The organism is Patescibacteria group bacterium, assembly GCA_024238995.1.
Classification (GTDB): Bacteria; Patescibacteriota; Minisyncoccia; order Minisyncoccales; family JANBVM01; genus JANBVL01.
On the sequence record JANBVL010000002.1, the window covers coordinates 39046 to 54431 of the forward strand.

A 15386-nucleotide genomic window follows, 5' to 3' on the forward strand; every position below is an offset into this window, starting at 1 on the left:
CTTGAGCTTTTTTATAAGTCTAACAAACCAATGCTATCTCTTCTTCCACTGTGGTGCTCTTCTAGCACGTTTTAAACCAGGCTTTTTCCTTTCTCTCATGCGTGAGTCTCTTTTCAAAAAGCCGGCTTTTTTAAGCCTTTTTCTAAAGTCAGGATTAAAAAGAATTAAAGCGCGGGCTGCTCCATGACGAACTGCCTCTGCTTGAGCGCTTAATCCCCCACCTCTGACAATTACTGAAACTTTAAACTTTTCAAGACACTTCATTGTTTCAAGAGAAGATGCTGCTGTTTTTTGAAGTTCTAAAGTAGAAAAATATTCTTCTAAAGTTTTGTTATTGACTGAGAATTCTTTTCCTCCTTTTGTGAAAATTCTTACTCTTGCTACTGCTGTTTTTCTTCTGCCGATTCCTTCGTAATACCTGATGTCTTCCTTCTCTTCTTTCTTTTCCTTCTTTTCTTTTTTTTCTTTTTTAACAGCAGTTTTTTTAGTTTCTTTTTTTTCTTTTTTCAATTTCTTAACAGTCTTTTTAACAGTCTTTTTAACAGTCTTTTTCTTTTTTTTAGTTTTTGCTTTTGTTTTTGCCATAATATTAATTAATCAGTTTTTTCAAACCTTAATCTTTTCAACTGCTCTGACCTTAATTTGTTTTTAGGAAGCATTCCTGATACAGCTTTCCTTAAAACCTCATCAGGTTTTTCTTTAAAAAGTCTTTTTAAGGGAATAGTTTTTAATCCACCCATATACCCTGAATGTCTGTAATATTTTTTTTGTTCCATCTTCCTGCCAGTAATTTTCATTTTTGAAACATTCTTTATAACTACAATATCGCCTATGTCTTTATAAGGGAAAAAATCGGGCTTATGTTTTCCACGCAAAAGCAGAGCAATCCTAGTTGCTAATCTGCCTAATACTTTGTTCTTAGCATCAATTGTATGTATTTTTCTTTCCATAAAATAACTACTTAACCAATTCTATTATCGCCATTTTAGCTCCGTCTGATTTTCTTGGACCCAGTTTAATAATTCTAGTATAGCCTCCTTTTCTTTTTTCATATCTTGGCGCAATTTCTTCAGTTATTTTTTTAACTAATGTTTTTGAAAAATATCTAGCCAAAAGCCTTCTTGAACTTAAGGTAGACTTCTTTCCTTTGGTAATCTGTTTTTGAGCAAAAACTGAAACCTCTTTAGCTTTTGCTAAAGTTGTTTTAATCTTTTCTCTTAAAAAAAGCTCTCTAGCTAAAGACTTTAAAAGAGCTTTTCTTTGGTTGCTTTTCCTTTTAAGTTTTCTTCCTTTTTTTCTTTTTTTCATCTTTTTCTTTTGTTGCTTTTTTAGCTTTAACTGCTTTTCCTTTGTCCGGCTCTTTAGCTTTTTCAATAACTGTTTCTTTATCAAAAGTATTTGAAAACAAATCAAAGTGTTTTAGTAAAACTTCTGAAGCCTGAGAAAATGCCTGTTCTGGAGAAATTGATCCGTCTGTTTCTATTTCTAAAAATAACCTGTCAAAATCTGTTCTTTTACCAACTCTCATATTCTCTGTTCTAAAAGCAACTTGCCTTATTGGCGTAAAGACTGCATCTAAAGAGACTGTTCCAATTTCTTGCTTTTCTTTTTTCCTTAATTCTCTTGGAATATATCCTATCCCTTTTTCTACTTGAATTTCCATTTCCAAATTTGCTTTACTATCAGTTAAAGTTGCAATATGACAATCTTTATTAACTAATTCCAACTGACTTGGAAGTTTAAAATCTGAACCTTTTACTTCTTTTTTACCTTTTACTTTTAAATTTCCTTTCTGGGGTTCATCTGATAAAATCTTGAATCTCATTTGTTTTAAATTAAGCATGATATTTACAACATCTTCTAAAATGCCGTCAATTGTTGAAAATTCATGAGAAACATTTTTAAATTTTACTTGTGTTATTACAGCTCCTTCTAAAGATGACAAAAGCACTCTTCTTAAAGAGTTACCAATTGTCACGCCATAGCCAGGATAAAGAGCTTCTATTTCAAAAACAGCTTTATTTTTTTGTTTTTTAATGATTTTTGGTTTTGTTGGAAGTGAAATCATATTTTTAGAGTCTAGTTTTTAAGAATCTGAGGTATTAATTTTTTCTAAAACCTCAAGTTCTCAAATTCTAAACCCAAAGGTTAACGTGAATAAAACTCAAATATTGATAATAAATCTACTGGAGGAACAACTTCTTCTAAAGTTGGCTCACCAATTATTTTTCCTTCTAGTTTTTGTTCATCTAATTTTAACCAGCTTGGAACCTTATGTTTTTTAACTAACTGCCTGAATTCTTTTGTAATATTCTTCTTTAATTTTTGTGGTTTTAAAGATATAACATCTCCTTTTTTTAATAAATGTGACGGGATATTCATTGTTTTTCCATTAACTAAAAAAAAGCTGTGAGACACTAAACTTCTTGCCCCTTTTCTTGAAGGTGCAAAGCCTAATCTAAAAATCGTATTATCTAAACGGGACTCTAATTTCTTAATCAACAGCAAAGGAGTATCCTCTATTTTCCCCCTTTTAGTTAACAAGGCTTTAATATATTTTTTAAATTGCCTCTCTTCAAGATTATACCAGTTTTTAAGTTTTTGTTTTTCTCTCAGCTCTTTTGCATATTCACTAGGCGGTCTCCTTCTTCTTTTCCCTTTTTGACCAGGAGCATAAGGTCTTCTTACCATTGAACATTTAGGCGAACTACAACGCTCCCCTTTTAAAAAAAGTTTCTCTCCTGCACGTCTGCAAATTTTACAAATTGCTCTTTTCATAATTACACTCTCCTTGGTTTTTTGGGCCTGCAGCCATTATGAGGAACTGGGGTAATATCTTTTATAGAAAGTATTTCGAATTCTCTTCCAGCTAAACTCCTGATAGCTGATTCTCTGCCAGAACCTACGCCTTTTACAAAGACTCTTATTTTATTTATTTTAAACTTTATTATTGCTTGAACCATTGCTCCAGCTACTTTTGAAGCAGCAAAAGGTGTGCCTTTTTTTGTTCCTTTAAACCCAATCCTTCCTGCTGATGTCCAATAAAGAACGTTTCCTGAAGGTTCAGTCAAAGTTAAAATAGTATTATTGTAAGATGAAAAAACACAAAGCCTAGCTTCTCTGATTCTTTGAGCAGTTTTTATTTGAACGTCTTTTCTTACCGCTGCTTCTACCTTATCACTTTCTTTTAAAAGCTCTTCTTTTGTTTTTTTGATTACTCGTTTCTTGCCCATGAGTTTATAAATAATTACTTAGGTGTTGGAGCTACTTTTCTTCCAGAACCCACTGTTTTTCTAACATTTCCTCTGACTGTTCTTGTATTTGTTCTTGTTCTCTGACCCCTTACTGGCAATCCTCTGATGTGCCTTAATCCTCTCCAAGAACCAATTTCTTTTAATCTTTTAATGTTAATCATTATTTCCCTTCTTTTTTCTCCCTCAACTTTATAATCTTTTTCAATTATCTGTTTTAATCGGTTGATTTCATCAGAATTAAGCTCTTTTGCCTGAACAGAAGCACCAATACCAGCTTCTATTAAAATCTTCTTACTTAAAGAAAGCCCTATTCCGTAAATATAGGTTAAAGCAATCACTATTCTTTTTTGTTCTGGTATATTTATTCCTGCAATTCTTGGCATAATAATTATCCTTGGCGTTGTTTATGTTTTGGATTTTTTTTACAAGTAACATAAATTCGGCCTCTTCTTTTAACTGTTTTACAATTCTTACAAATTTTTTTCACTGATGATCTTACTTTCATTTAGTTTTTATTAATAATTTATTTAAATGACAAACATTCTCGAATTTTCATTCGAGAAGATTCTTAGTTTCTTTTTTATTTCATTATCTGTTTCTATAAACAATTCTCCCTCTTTTATCGTCATAAGGGCTCATTTCCACAGTCACTTTATCTCCAGGAAGAATTCTGATTCTATACATTCTCATCTTGCCTGCTAAATGACCTAAAATCTCTCTGCCATCTTCCAGCCTTATCTTGAAACTAGCGCTTGGAAGCGCTTCTAAAACAATCCCTCCAAATTTTTTTACTTTATTTTTTTCCACTTATGATTGATTACTTTACCAAATACTTATGCTTTGGTCAACTCTAAAATACCTTAAATTGCACTATTAGTAAAGCTATATTCAATATTAATCTTTTCATTCTCTTTGGGTACATTTTTAACCCAAAAAGGCCAAAATCCAACTTCAACCTTGCTAATTTCAGGTTGGCTTTCTAAAAACAGTTTTGTACCATCCAAGGACTTACCTATTAGTTCTTTTTTTAAAGCGTTTAGATTAAGGTCTTGATATACTTCGCCAAAGATATCTAATGAAACACTTACTTTACCTAAATCAAAATCAATAGTTTCAACAGTATAATCTATTGTTAAACTTTCCTCATGTAATAAATCATGATCAGAAGCCTTTGATAATATAGTCTGTTTAACATAATTTTTAATGTCTTGTTTCTCGAACAAGATAGTTTTACACTTGCTTTTCACTTTAAAATCAAACTTTTCTACTGCATATCCTGACTTTGTCAGAGAAAACTTTTCCAGAATTTCAGTTTCTAAAATATCTTCTATAAAAATCTGGTTTTCTGGAATTTTACTCTTTAAATCTTTCTCGCAAGCACTCTTTGCTTTTTCAACTAAAGATTCTTCAGCTGTTTCCAAGTCTTTTTCTGTAACCTGTAAAGATTCTCCTCCACCTGTCATTGTTTGCAATGATTCACCATAAAACTTAGTATATCTTGGTGTTCCTCTAAAAACATAAATTGAAAAATGAGTTGGTTCAATATTATATTCTTCACTTGCCTCAGCAGCAATTACAGGAACATCAACATATCTGGCAATAAGCTTTCCATCTTTAAGTTCAGCACCAGGCACAATTATCTTGTCTTTTGATTTGAATAATTTTCCATCTGAAGATACAAATCTTGTTCCAGCAAGCCATGTTTCAGATTTAGCTGAATATTCATTATAAAGCCTTATTGCTCCTTCAGCTTTTTGTAGAATTTGCCCAGTAGAATAGAATTCTTCATAAAGAACTTTTTGGCTTTCAAAAACTTGAGCTGGTATTGATTTATAAGTTAAATCAACTTCATCAGCTTGGATATCAAGAACAACCTTTGATTCAAAACTCATTTGTTCTGTTTCAGGCCAAATTGTAATCTCAGCTTTTGATATTTGAAAAGCAAGAAAAACAAGAGATATTAAAAAAACAAGTGCAAAAATCTGTCCTATCTTAAATTTTTTCTTTTTAACCTTTTTCTTGGTTATTAAAATCTCAGGCTCTTTATCTTTTTTTTCAAGTCCAATAATTTTCTCTCTAATCTTCTGTTTAACAGAAAGAGATTCTTTATCTTTTTTAAATTTTCCCGGAGGTATGATATCAAATATTTTTTTAGACATTAGATTATTATATAAAAATCTTTGCTTTTTGCAAAGATTTCAATCTTTCAGATTGTAAACTTTCATTTTTAAAAAGATAAGCCAATTAAAAAAACCGCCTGATTGTCCTGAATATAGCTGAAGGATTAGACGATTTTTGTTTTTTCAAAATTAACCACTTCTTTCCCGTTTCCTTATATCTTCTTTAATGATACCCCAATGATAAAGATATAAAGGCAGGCCGACTAAAATACTTGCTAGACTTGAAGAAGCATTTCTTTGTCTTTGAATTTCAACATAATTAACCTTTGATGAATCTTCTTTCCACACTTTATAATCTGCCAGCCACTCTTTAACAAGCGCTCTTTCTTCTTCAGTTAAAGATTCGTTATTCTCAAGACCCTCAACTTTTTCAACTGAATAAAACGTAGTTGGCTGACGAAAGTTTAACTTTTCCTGTTCTTCAGCTTTTGTGAAAATAAAAGCTTTAAGTCCCATATCAATAAAACGAACTGCTCCACTGATTAAAAAAGCTAACCCAACTAAAGCGAAAATATATAAATAAATTGTACGAATAATAGAATTGCCTTTTTTAGTCATAATATTTTATTATATTTTTTATTTAAATTAATAAAAATCCCATTTACTTTTCTCGCATATTCTATTTTACCAAAAAAATCGCCTGTTAGGCAGTTTCTTGTTTGAATTTTTCAACTCCTCGCGCTGAACAACGTTAAAACCTGTCTACGAGAGGCAATTATCAATTAAATATTTAAAGCTTCGAATTAAGCTCTTTATTTTCAGAGCGAGAAAATTTTTCAATATTCCTATAAATTCCAAAAACTGATATCAAATATACTGACCAGCCTGTCACTTCTAAAAGTGAAGGGTTGCCATTATAGCCAAAAAGAGCTTTAAGAATAGTACCCAAACCACCCTTTTCATCGATAAGCCAGTTTATATCCCAGACATGCTCTATAGCTATGGGGATTATTCCTGCTTCTTGAAACTCATGAATTCCATAAGCAAGTAGTCCAGCAGCAAAAAATATAAGGATGATGCTGGTAACCTTAAAGAACATTCCAATTCTTAATTTAGTGGTTCCCCAGAATAATAACCAACTAACTATCAAAGCCACTCCAACTCCTAATAAAGGTCCAAAAATACTAGTTCCTTCTAACCGACTAGCTGCTCCTAAAAATATTACTGTTTCTATTCCTTCTCTTAAAACCGCGAAAAAAACCAAAGCCATTAAACCAAGAGCATGTTTCTCGCTTATTTCCCTGGATACCTGTTCTTCTAAATGTTGAGCGACATATTTGCCCTGCTTCATCATCCAGAGAATCATCGTAGTTAAAAGTCCGGCAGCCACAAACATAAGAATTCCCTCAAAAATTTCTTCAGTTCTTCCGCTTAGACCCCCAAACAATGCTGTAAATATTATTGCTCCAGCTATAGAAGCTAAAATGCCGAATAAGACTCCCCACCAAACAAATTTTTTATAGTTAGGCTGTTTTATTCTCACCAAATAAGCTAAAACAATCCCTACTACTAAAGCAGCCTCCAGAGTTTCTCTAAATGTAATTAAAAATCCTGCTATCATATTTTATTATATATTTAAATTTTTATTTATCTTTTTTAATCGACTGTTTGCTTAATTTATTAAACAAACGTATATGATTAGGAATTTACTTGACAATTAATCTCTCCCTTATTATATTTCATTCTTTACAAAATAACTACTTTGCCAAAAAACAGAATAAATTGACTCCAAAGAGACTGGACAAAGTTAGGACCTGTTTTCAATAAAAAAGAGATAAATTTATCTCTATAATTAATTTTGGAAATAAGTTTTTAATTTACTCTTAATCAAGAACCCTAACTACTTTACATTTCGTACAATATTCTGCATTAAGATTCCATCGCCATTCCTTGTGTTTAGTTCTTTCTTTACATACTGGACAATCTTTCTCTGTTTCTTTATTGTTGGGCATTTTAGTTCTGACCTCCTGTTCACTAAATTATCATATCTGAAAGCTGTGTCAATATCAAAAACCTGAACTTAATACTCGGGCTTTAAAACTCCGGTGGCAGGACTCGAACTTATTCAATAACTGCCCTTATTCTTCTTATTCCAACACCAACAGATTTTTCTTTAATAATTTTAAAACTACCTAACTCTCCTGTTTTTTTAACATGAGGACCTGCACAAATTTCTTTTGAAAACTTATCAATAGAATAAACTGTAACTTTGTCAGGATATTTTTCTTTAAAAAATGCTAAAGCGCCAGATTTAATTGCGTCAGAATAGTTCATTTCTTTTTTCTCAACTTTTGAATCTTCTTTGATTTTTTTATTCACCAACCCCTCAACTTCTTTAATCTCATTTTCAGTTAATTTTTTAGAATAAGAAAAATCAAACCTTAAACGCTCATGAGTAATATCAGAACCCATTTGTTTAACACTATCGCCTAAAACATCTCTTAGGGCCTGATGAAGCAAGTGAGTAGCAGTGTGAAGCTTTGTAGCTTCATAACCAGCTTCTTTACCAATGCCGCCAAACTTTTTCTCTGCTCCAGCACGAGACACTTCTTGATGTTTTTCAAAAGCTTTCTTAAAGCCAGGCTTATCAACCTTTAATCCCTTTTCTCTAGAAAGCTCTTCAGTCAACTCCAATGGAAAACCATATGTATCATATAAATGAAAGGCATCAATTCCAGAAACATCACCTTTTTCAGCCACTTTTTCAAATTGTTTTAACCCCTGATTTAAAGTTTTTCCAAATTTCTCTTCTTCGTCCTGAATAATTGTTAAAATATTTTTTTCTTCAGATTTTGTTTTAGTATAAACATCCTTGTAAGTTTCAATAACTTTTTCAGCTAAAGGAATTAAAAAGTTTTTAGGCATACTAATCAGCTTGCCAAACCTAATTGCTCTTCTTATTAGCCTTCTTAGAATATAACCTCTTTCTGTATTAGAAGGTATAACGTCTTCAGAAGCTAAAAAAACAGTGCCTCTAATATGGTCAGCAATAACTTCAAATGACTTTACATTATCTCTATACTCTTTGCCTCCGGACAGGTTTTTAATTTCATTTATAACGTCAATAAATAAATCTGTTTCAAAAGCATTGTCTTTTCCCTGGACAACTATTGTTGTTCTTTCTAGTCCTCCACCAAAATCAACATTCTTTTGTTCTAATTGTTCAAATCCTTTTTCAGTTTTAACATATTCCATAAAAACACTATTTCCAATTTCAATGAATCTTCCACAGTCACAATTGATATGGCAAACCTTGCCTTTATACTCAGAATTTTCATGCCTTTTTAGTTCAACACCTAAATCATAGAAAACCTCGCTGTCAGGCCCACCTAACTCGCCTACTGGCATATTTTTAGGCATACCAGAACGAGACCACCAGTTTTTTGTTTCATCATAATAAAAAATCCTACCATCTTTTATTCCATTTTTTTCAGCGAAATCAACATCTTCTGCCTCTATATCAACTTGTTTAAATAACTTTTTCCATATTTCTACAGACTCAGAATCTTTATCAATCCCAATATCTTTATTGCCCCGAAAAACTGTAACATAAAGTTTTTCTGGATTAATCTTTAATTCTTTTATTAAAAACTCAAAGTACCAGCTTAACTGTTCTTTTTTAAAATAATCACCCAAAGACCAATTTCCAAGCATTTCAAAAAAAGTAGTATGACGATTATCACCTACTTCTTCAATGTCTTCTGCACGAAAACATTTCTGAGAATTTGTTAGTTTTGTTCCTTTAGGATGTTTCTTCCCCAGCAAATACGGAACAAGTGGCTGCATTCCAGAACCAATAAAAAGAGTTGTAGAATCTTCTGGAATTAAAGAAGCACTTGGAATAATGACATGTCCCTTTGACTTAAAGAATTCCAAATATTTCTCTCTAATTTCTTTTGAGGTCATGTTTAAGTATATCTGTCTGCTACTGTTGAAGCCGCATAAGCTTCAGGCTTAATTTTTGCTTCAAAACCATTGCCTTTAATAAGTCCAACAACCTCTTTAATCATGTTTTTAGTATCGCCATTTTCTCCAATATCAGCATGGATATATCGGAATTGGTAATTATAATCTTTTTTAAGTTCTTGAATTTTCGCATTAAGCGCATCTTTAAGTTCCAAAGAGAGTTCACAAGATATTAAAACTTCTTCTAAAATCCTTTCTTTTAAAGAATAAAACTTTCTGTCACCATATCTAATTTTTTTCAAAAATATTCTTCCCCCTTCTCCAACTCTTAAAACAACAATTGCAACTGGAAATTGAGGATGTTCTTGAGAAGAAGAGTCGCAACCAACAATAATATCATAAAAACATTCTGGCTTTTTATCTATATAATTAAAAATCTCATCAATCACTTGATTAAATTCTAAATTTCCAATGCTTGGATTATGAAAATGACCGTTAAGTATATTACTCATAAACTGTTTTAGTGCTTAAAAAAGGGGTTTTTACCCTTTTAAAATCATATTTTGAATAAGTTTGTCAGAACTTTGAAATATTGCGCATTATAGCAGAAATATATAAGAAAAATCAAATATTCTCAACAGCTTGAACTATGCTCGCAAACTCTTTTACTTGCAAAGATGCCCCTCCTAAAAGCACTCCATCAAACCCTGATTGGTTAATAAAGCCTTTAACATTTTTGGCGCTGACACTGCCCCCATATAAAATAATTGTTTTGGAATCTAAAGCCTTTTTAACCTTATTATTAAACGCCATAGCCTGCTTAAAGCTTGGTGTTTTGCCAGTGCCAATTGCCCAAACAGGCTCATAAGCTATTATCACATTTTGTTTTGAAACCCCTTTCAAGCAAGGCTTGATTTGGGAAATACTATCAATGCATAAAATTGGTTTTAATCCTTGCTTGATGGCTGATTTAATTCTTTTGTTTATTAAACTGTTTGATTCACAGCCATATTTTCTTCTTTCAGAATGGCCTAAAATAACATATTCACAACCTAAATCTTTGAGCATTTTTGGTGAGACTTCTCCAGTAAAAGCGCCTTTTTCCTGCCAACAACAGTTTTGAGCTCCAAGCTTTAATTCTTTTTTAAGCTTTGATAATTCCTCCAAATAAACAAAGGGGGGACAAAATACTACTGTAGTTTTTTTAATATTTTTTAATCCTTTTTTCACTGAATTAAAAAGTTTTTTAGCTAAAGCTAGTGTTATAGGATTACATTTCCAATTTGCAACAACTAATTTTTTCATATTATTTTTTCTTAAACTGAGCTCTTAAATACTGAGCTGCTTTTTCAGGCTCAATAATTGAAATCTCCATTCTGGTGCCAAGTTCAAAACCAGCAGGAATAGCGGTTTTAGGAAGCACTGTCCAGTGCCAGTGGTAATATGAATAATCTTTTCCATCACAAGGAGCAGTATGCAGATAGAAATTGTAAGAAGGGTCTGCTAAACCCCTGTAAAGCGCTTTCATTACTTTGCTAAAAATCTCTGCTAAGAATTGTTTTTCTTCTCCATCGATTTTTTCAAAATATGAAAGATGTTTTTTAGGAGAAACAATAACCTGAAATGCATGTTTAGAAGCAAAAGGACAAACTGCTAAAAAATATTTGTTCTCAGCAACGATTCTTTTTCTCACCTTTCTTTCCCAAGCATTCATTTCACAATAAATGCATTTCTTGTTCTTTTTAAAATAATCTCCTGAATTAACAAGAGCCTTCTTTAAATCAACATCAATTAAAGGGGTAGTAATGATCTGGGAATGAGGATGAGGCTGGGAAGCACCAGCTTCAATGCCATGATTATGAAAAATTGAAATATAGTTTACAAACCTTTTTTTCATTAAATCCAAATATCTTTTTTGATAAACTTCAAAAACTTCTTTTATTTGAGAAACATTAAAATGAGGAAAATGTTTTTTATGATCTTTCATCAAAACAAGTTCGGCAAAACCAACGGCATTCATGGTTTTATAAAACTTACCTTCTTTTCTTTCCTCTAATTTTGAATAAGGTAAAAGCACAGGATATTTATTGGGAATAACAATTGTTGTCCATTTTTTAGGAATCTCACCCATTTTAAACAGTGCTTCTTTTCCTTTGAAATAAGCTAGAACAGGACGCTCTTGTGTTCTTAAATCAAAAAAAGGGCAATCTTTTTTAGAAATATCAATTTTTATCCTTTTCTTTTTTTTAAAAAAACTTGGCCTTCTCGCTCTTCCTGTCGCAATAATAACCCAGTCTTTAGAAACTAAATCAAAACGAAGCTCTGATGGAAATTTAGGTTTTTTACCTTTCATAAAAACCTTGAATCATGTTTAATCTTATCTTAAATAAATCAATTGCCATTTTAACCATGCTTTTAAACTTTACTGAGCTTCTTTTGTCATTAACCCAGTAAACCGGAATCTCTTTTATTTTGTATCCCATCTTTTTAGCAATCACTAATATTTCAGGATCAAAAGCAAATCTTGCAATCCTGGTTTTTAAAAAAATATCTTTTGCTGATTGCTCAGTAAACCCTTTAAAACCGCATTGAGTATCTGGAATACCCCAGAGCCCAGTTAAAATTTGGGCCATCAAATTAAAAACATTCCCTATCATTATTCTCCAGAAAGGCTGAGGTACGGCTAACTTAGAACCCTTAATATCGCGAGAACCTATTACTACCTCGTTTCCTTTTTCAAATTCTGGCCACATTTTCTCAACTTGATCAAGTGAGGTTGAATTATCGGCATCAGTAAAAAGTCTGTATTTTCCTCTGGCTGATAACATGCCTTGCTTAACAACGTAACCTTTACCATTATTTTCTTTATTATCAATTAATCTTAAATTCTCGATTTGAGAACTTAAATCTTTTACAACTTGGGCAGTATCATCTTTTGAACCATCATTCACAATTAAAATCTCCCAATCATATGATTGTTTTTTCAAATATTCATACATGTTAGGCAAAGTATCAGGAAGTTTCTTTGCCTCGTTATAAGCAGGGATAACAACTGAAAGATATACTTGAGACATATTCATACATTCTATCACATCTAAAAAAGAAATAAAAAAAAGCGAGTGCTTTTAAAAATACACTCTTTTTATTTTATTTTAGCACTGCTACCACGAGTAGGGGGAAGATTAATCTTTATGCCTTTTGGATAAAGAATTTTAATAATTATCATTAGAATTCCTTCTAATGTCCATTCTACAATATCATTAAATTTTTTTAGTATTTTACTTTTCAAGGAATCACCTCTAATAAAATCATGCTGCTTTACTCAAAAAAAGTCAATACCTCTGGACCCTTCTCAGTGATTGCTATTGTGTGTTCAAAGTGAGCAGACAAATGATTATTATTTGTCTCAAAACCGAAACCATCTTCAGATTTTTTAATTTCTCCCTCCCCCTTCATTGCCAGCATTGGCTCCAAGCAAAACACCATGCCAACTGCAATCTTTTCACCTTTATGTCTTTTTCCATGATTTAAAATCTGAGGTTCTTCGTGCAAATTTTTCCCAATACCATGACCACATAAATCTTTTACTACTACAAAACCAGAATCTTCAATAAACCTGCCAATTGTATTTGAAACGTCACCAAATGTATTTCCAACTTTAGATTTTTTAATCCCGCGCTTTAAGGCTTTCTTAGTTGCTTTAACTAATCTATTTGTTTCAGAATCAATTTCTCCAACAGGAACAGTAATTGCCATATCGCTATGAAATCCATTTTTAAAAAATCCCAGATCTAAAGATAAAATATCACCTTCTTTTAAAATCCTGTCAGATGGAACACCATGAACAATCTGTTCATTAATTGAAGTGCACAGTGTTGCTGGAAATCCCTCATAATCTTTGAACGAAGGAATTCCTTCATATTTTAAAACAAGGCTTTGAGCAAGCCTATTTAGTTCTAAAGTGGTAATACCCGGCTCTACTTTATCTTTTAATTGATTAATTATAGAGGCCAGAATCTTACCATTTTCTCTCATTATTTTAATCTCTGAATCAGTCTTTATCGAAATCATTCTACTGCTTTTAAAATACTTTCAAACACAACACTTGGTGAAGGAGACCCATCTATCTCAATAATGCTTAAACCTTGTTTTTTGAAAAGCTCAATTAAAGGCATGGTTCTATCCTTATACTGTTTAAATCTTACTTTAATTACTTCTGGATCATCATCTTTTCTTATTAAAAACTTTGAACCATCAAAAGGACATTTTGTAAGCTTATCAGTTTCTTCATTATAAATTATGGTATGGCGAGCAAGTTCACAAGTCTTTCTGTGAGAGTTTCTGTGAAGCGATTTCTCTTCACTAATATTTATGAAAACTACTTTAATGTTTGTAACGCCAGATAAATCTTTTAAAAAGGGAACTAATGATTCTCCTTCATATAGAGTTCTAGGAGAACCGCTCATAATTATTCCTTTTTCTTCTTCTGTTAACTTCTTTATCTTTTTTTTCATCCAGAAAGTAATTAAAGGAGGACTCATTAATATTCCAGCATCAATTTTGTTTTTTTCTTCTAAAAATGAATACTCTTTTCCATCAACAACTTCAATATCACTATTTTTCATATCAGCAAGCTTGTCCTGAATAACTTTGCTGCTTTCAAGATGATAAAAACCAAACTTTTCTGATAAAAGCTCGGCCTGAGTTCCCTTTCCTGCGCCAGGAAGACCTAAAACAATAATGATTTTTGATTTTTTATCCATATATTTAAAAACTATCGTATTCCCTCATTTCAAGCTGAGAATCAACTTCTCTCATTGTTTCTAAAACAACTGAAACAATAATCATTATAGAAGTCCCTCCAACTAAAAAACTGAAAACAGCGATATTGGTTATTACCTGCATAATAGTTGGCATCAATGCAATAAGACCTAAAAAGAAAGCTCCAACAGGCAGAATTCTGTTTAGAACAAACTCTAAAAACTTAGCAGTTGATTCTCCTGGCCTAATTCCAGGAACAAACCCTCCCATTTTTTTCAAATTACTAGCAATTGATTTAGGTTCAAAAGTGATAAGAGTGTAAAAGTATGTGAAAACAAAAACTAAAACAAAATAAGTAATTCCATAAGCCCAAAGGTTATTGAAAAAAGCTTCAACAAGCTGAGAAACCCTGCCCCAAAAACCAGCTGAGCCACTTAAGAAATTAGTAATTAATGATGGAAAGGTTAAAATTGACAAGGCAAAAATAATTGGCATTACTCCAGCAGGGTTAATACTTAAAGGAAGATAAGTTGAAGATCCGCCATAAACCATTCTTCCCCTTACTCTTTTTGCATAAGAAACTGAAATGTTTCTTCTTGCTTCATTTACTAATGTTACTCCAGCAATAATCAAAAGCGCCATTATAAAAAATATTAAATAAGAGCCAATCATTGAAGAGTCATAAGTAGATATCATTTCACCAATATTCCTGGGAAATTCAGCAATAATACCAGCAAAAATTAAGAGCGAAACTCCATTTCCAATACCTTTTTCTGAAATTAGTTCACCAAACCACATTAAGAGAATGCTTCCTGCAGCAATTGTTAAAACAGCACTAAGCTTAGTAGCAAAATCCATTTCTCCAATTAATCCCTGCCTGGTAAATAAAACCAGCATTGAAAAACCCTGAACTGCTGCCAAAGGAACCGTTAAAATCCTTCCGTACTGTTCAAACTTCTTTTTCCCCTCTTCCCCGCTTTCTTTATAAAGTTCTTCTAGTTGGGGAAAAATCATTGTCAACAACTGCAAAATAATTGTGGCAGTAATGTAAGGACCTAAACCAAGCATTACAATTGAAAGTTTTTCTAAAGCACCGCCTGTAAAAATATTTAAAAGTCCTAAAACTTGAAATTGGTCAAAAAAAGCTTTTAAGTTCTCTGGATTAATCCCTGGAATAGGAATATTGGCCATTATTCTGAAAACAGCAAAAATCCCAAAAACAAAAAGGAACTTATCCCTTAACTCCTTGACTTTAAACATTTGAATAACTTTCTCGTACCACATA

Annotated in this window: 20 protein-coding genes; all 20 read right to left on the reverse strand. The window is 31.9% G+C overall.

Going from position 1 to position 15386, the window contains the following annotated elements; genetic code table 11:
• Window positions 1-33: 33 nt before the first annotated feature.
• Window positions 34-423, reverse strand: coding sequence for a 30S ribosomal protein S9 (gene rpsI / locus KJI70_01000; protein ID MCP6718110.1), 390 nt, complete (start codon window positions 421-423; stop codon window positions 34-36).
• Between the two features lie 170 nt (window positions 424-593).
• A complete protein-coding gene (gene rplM / locus KJI70_01005) occupies window positions 594-950 on the reverse strand; it encodes a 50S ribosomal protein L13 (GenBank protein MCP6718111.1) in 357 nt (118 codons plus the stop codon).
• 7 nt (window positions 951-957) lie between these two features.
• A complete protein-coding gene (rplQ, locus tag KJI70_01010; GenBank protein MCP6718112.1) occupies window positions 958-1308 on the reverse strand; it encodes a 50S ribosomal protein L17 in 351 nt (116 codons plus the stop codon).
• A complete protein-coding gene (locus KJI70_01015; protein MCP6718113.1) occupies window positions 1277-2068 on the reverse strand; it encodes a DNA-directed RNA polymerase subunit alpha in 792 nt (263 codons plus the stop codon). Before KJI70_01015 ends, rplQ begins: the two co-directional genes overlap by 32 nt.
• A gap of 80 nt (window positions 2069-2148) precedes the next feature.
• Window positions 2149-2778, reverse strand: a complete 630-nt coding sequence (rpsD, locus tag KJI70_01020) for a 30S ribosomal protein S4 (GenBank protein ID MCP6718114.1) — start codon at window positions 2776-2778, stop codon at window positions 2149-2151.
• Between the two features lie 2 nt (window positions 2779-2780).
• Window positions 2781-3233, reverse strand: coding sequence for a 30S ribosomal protein S11 (rpsK, locus tag KJI70_01025; protein ID MCP6718115.1), 453 nt, complete (start codon window positions 3231-3233; stop codon window positions 2781-2783).
• Window positions 3234-3247: 14 nt separating this feature from the next.
• Window positions 3248-3637: a 30S ribosomal protein S13 gene (gene rpsM / locus KJI70_01030; protein ID MCP6718116.1), complete on the reverse strand. Its 390-nt coding sequence runs from the start codon at window positions 3635-3637 to the stop codon at window positions 3248-3250.
• Between the two features lie 5 nt (window positions 3638-3642).
• Entirely contained in the window at window positions 3643-3759 is a 117-nt protein-coding gene (gene rpmJ / locus KJI70_01035) for a 50S ribosomal protein L36 (GenBank protein ID MCP6718117.1), read from the reverse strand.
• An 83-nt stretch (window positions 3760-3842) separates the two neighbouring features.
• Entirely contained in the window at window positions 3843-4061 is a 219-nt protein-coding gene (gene infA, locus KJI70_01040; GenBank protein ID MCP6718118.1) for a translation initiation factor IF-1, read from the reverse strand.
• A gap of 53 nt (window positions 4062-4114) precedes the next feature.
• A complete protein-coding gene (locus KJI70_01045; protein ID MCP6718119.1) occupies window positions 4115-5413 on the reverse strand; it encodes a hypothetical protein in 1299 nt (432 codons plus the stop codon).
• A gap of 150 nt (window positions 5414-5563) precedes the next feature.
• A complete protein-coding gene (locus KJI70_01050) occupies window positions 5564-5992 on the reverse strand; it encodes a hypothetical protein (protein MCP6718120.1) in 429 nt (142 codons plus the stop codon).
• Between the two features lie 172 nt (window positions 5993-6164).
• Window positions 6165-6995, reverse strand: a complete 831-nt coding sequence (locus tag KJI70_01055; protein MCP6718121.1) for an FTR1 family protein — start codon at window positions 6993-6995, stop codon at window positions 6165-6167.
• Between the two features lie 500 nt (window positions 6996-7495).
• Window positions 7496-9340, reverse strand: a complete 1845-nt coding sequence (locus KJI70_01060) for an alanine--tRNA ligase (protein MCP6718122.1) — start codon at window positions 9338-9340, stop codon at window positions 7496-7498.
• 2 nt (window positions 9341-9342) lie between these two features.
• Window positions 9343-9852 (reverse strand): ribonuclease H-like YkuK family protein, encoded by a 510-nt coding sequence (locus KJI70_01065; GenBank protein ID MCP6718123.1) that lies wholly within the window; start codon window positions 9850-9852, stop codon window positions 9343-9345.
• A 112-nt stretch (window positions 9853-9964) separates the two neighbouring features.
• Window positions 9965-10645 carry a triose-phosphate isomerase gene (gene tpiA, locus KJI70_01070; GenBank protein ID MCP6718124.1) on the reverse strand — a complete coding sequence of 227 codons (681 nt, stop codon included), beginning with the start codon at window positions 10643-10645 and terminating at the stop codon, window positions 9965-9967.
• Window position 10646: 1 nt separating this feature from the next.
• Complete coding sequence (gene galT / locus KJI70_01075) at window positions 10647-11693, reverse strand: galactose-1-phosphate uridylyltransferase (protein MCP6718125.1); 1047 nt, start codon at window positions 11691-11693, stop codon at window positions 10647-10649.
• A complete protein-coding gene (locus tag KJI70_01080; GenBank protein ID MCP6718126.1) occupies window positions 11683-12414 on the reverse strand; it encodes a glycosyltransferase family 2 protein in 732 nt (243 codons plus the stop codon). The genes galT and KJI70_01080 overlap by 11 nt, the downstream gene beginning before the upstream one ends.
• Window positions 12415-12658: 244 nt before the next feature.
• A complete protein-coding gene (gene map, locus KJI70_01085; protein MCP6718127.1) occupies window positions 12659-13411 on the reverse strand; it encodes a type I methionyl aminopeptidase in 753 nt (250 codons plus the stop codon).
• Entirely contained in the window at window positions 13408-14103 is a 696-nt protein-coding gene (locus KJI70_01090; GenBank protein ID MCP6718128.1) for a nucleoside monophosphate kinase, read from the reverse strand. The genes map and KJI70_01090 overlap by 4 nt, the downstream gene beginning before the upstream one ends.
• Window positions 14104-14107: 4 nt before the next feature.
• Window positions 14108-15385 carry a preprotein translocase subunit SecY gene (gene secY / locus KJI70_01095; GenBank protein MCP6718129.1) on the reverse strand — a complete coding sequence of 426 codons (1278 nt, stop codon included), beginning with the start codon at window positions 15383-15385 and terminating at the stop codon, window positions 14108-14110.
• Between the last annotated feature and the right edge of the window lies 1 nt (window position 15386).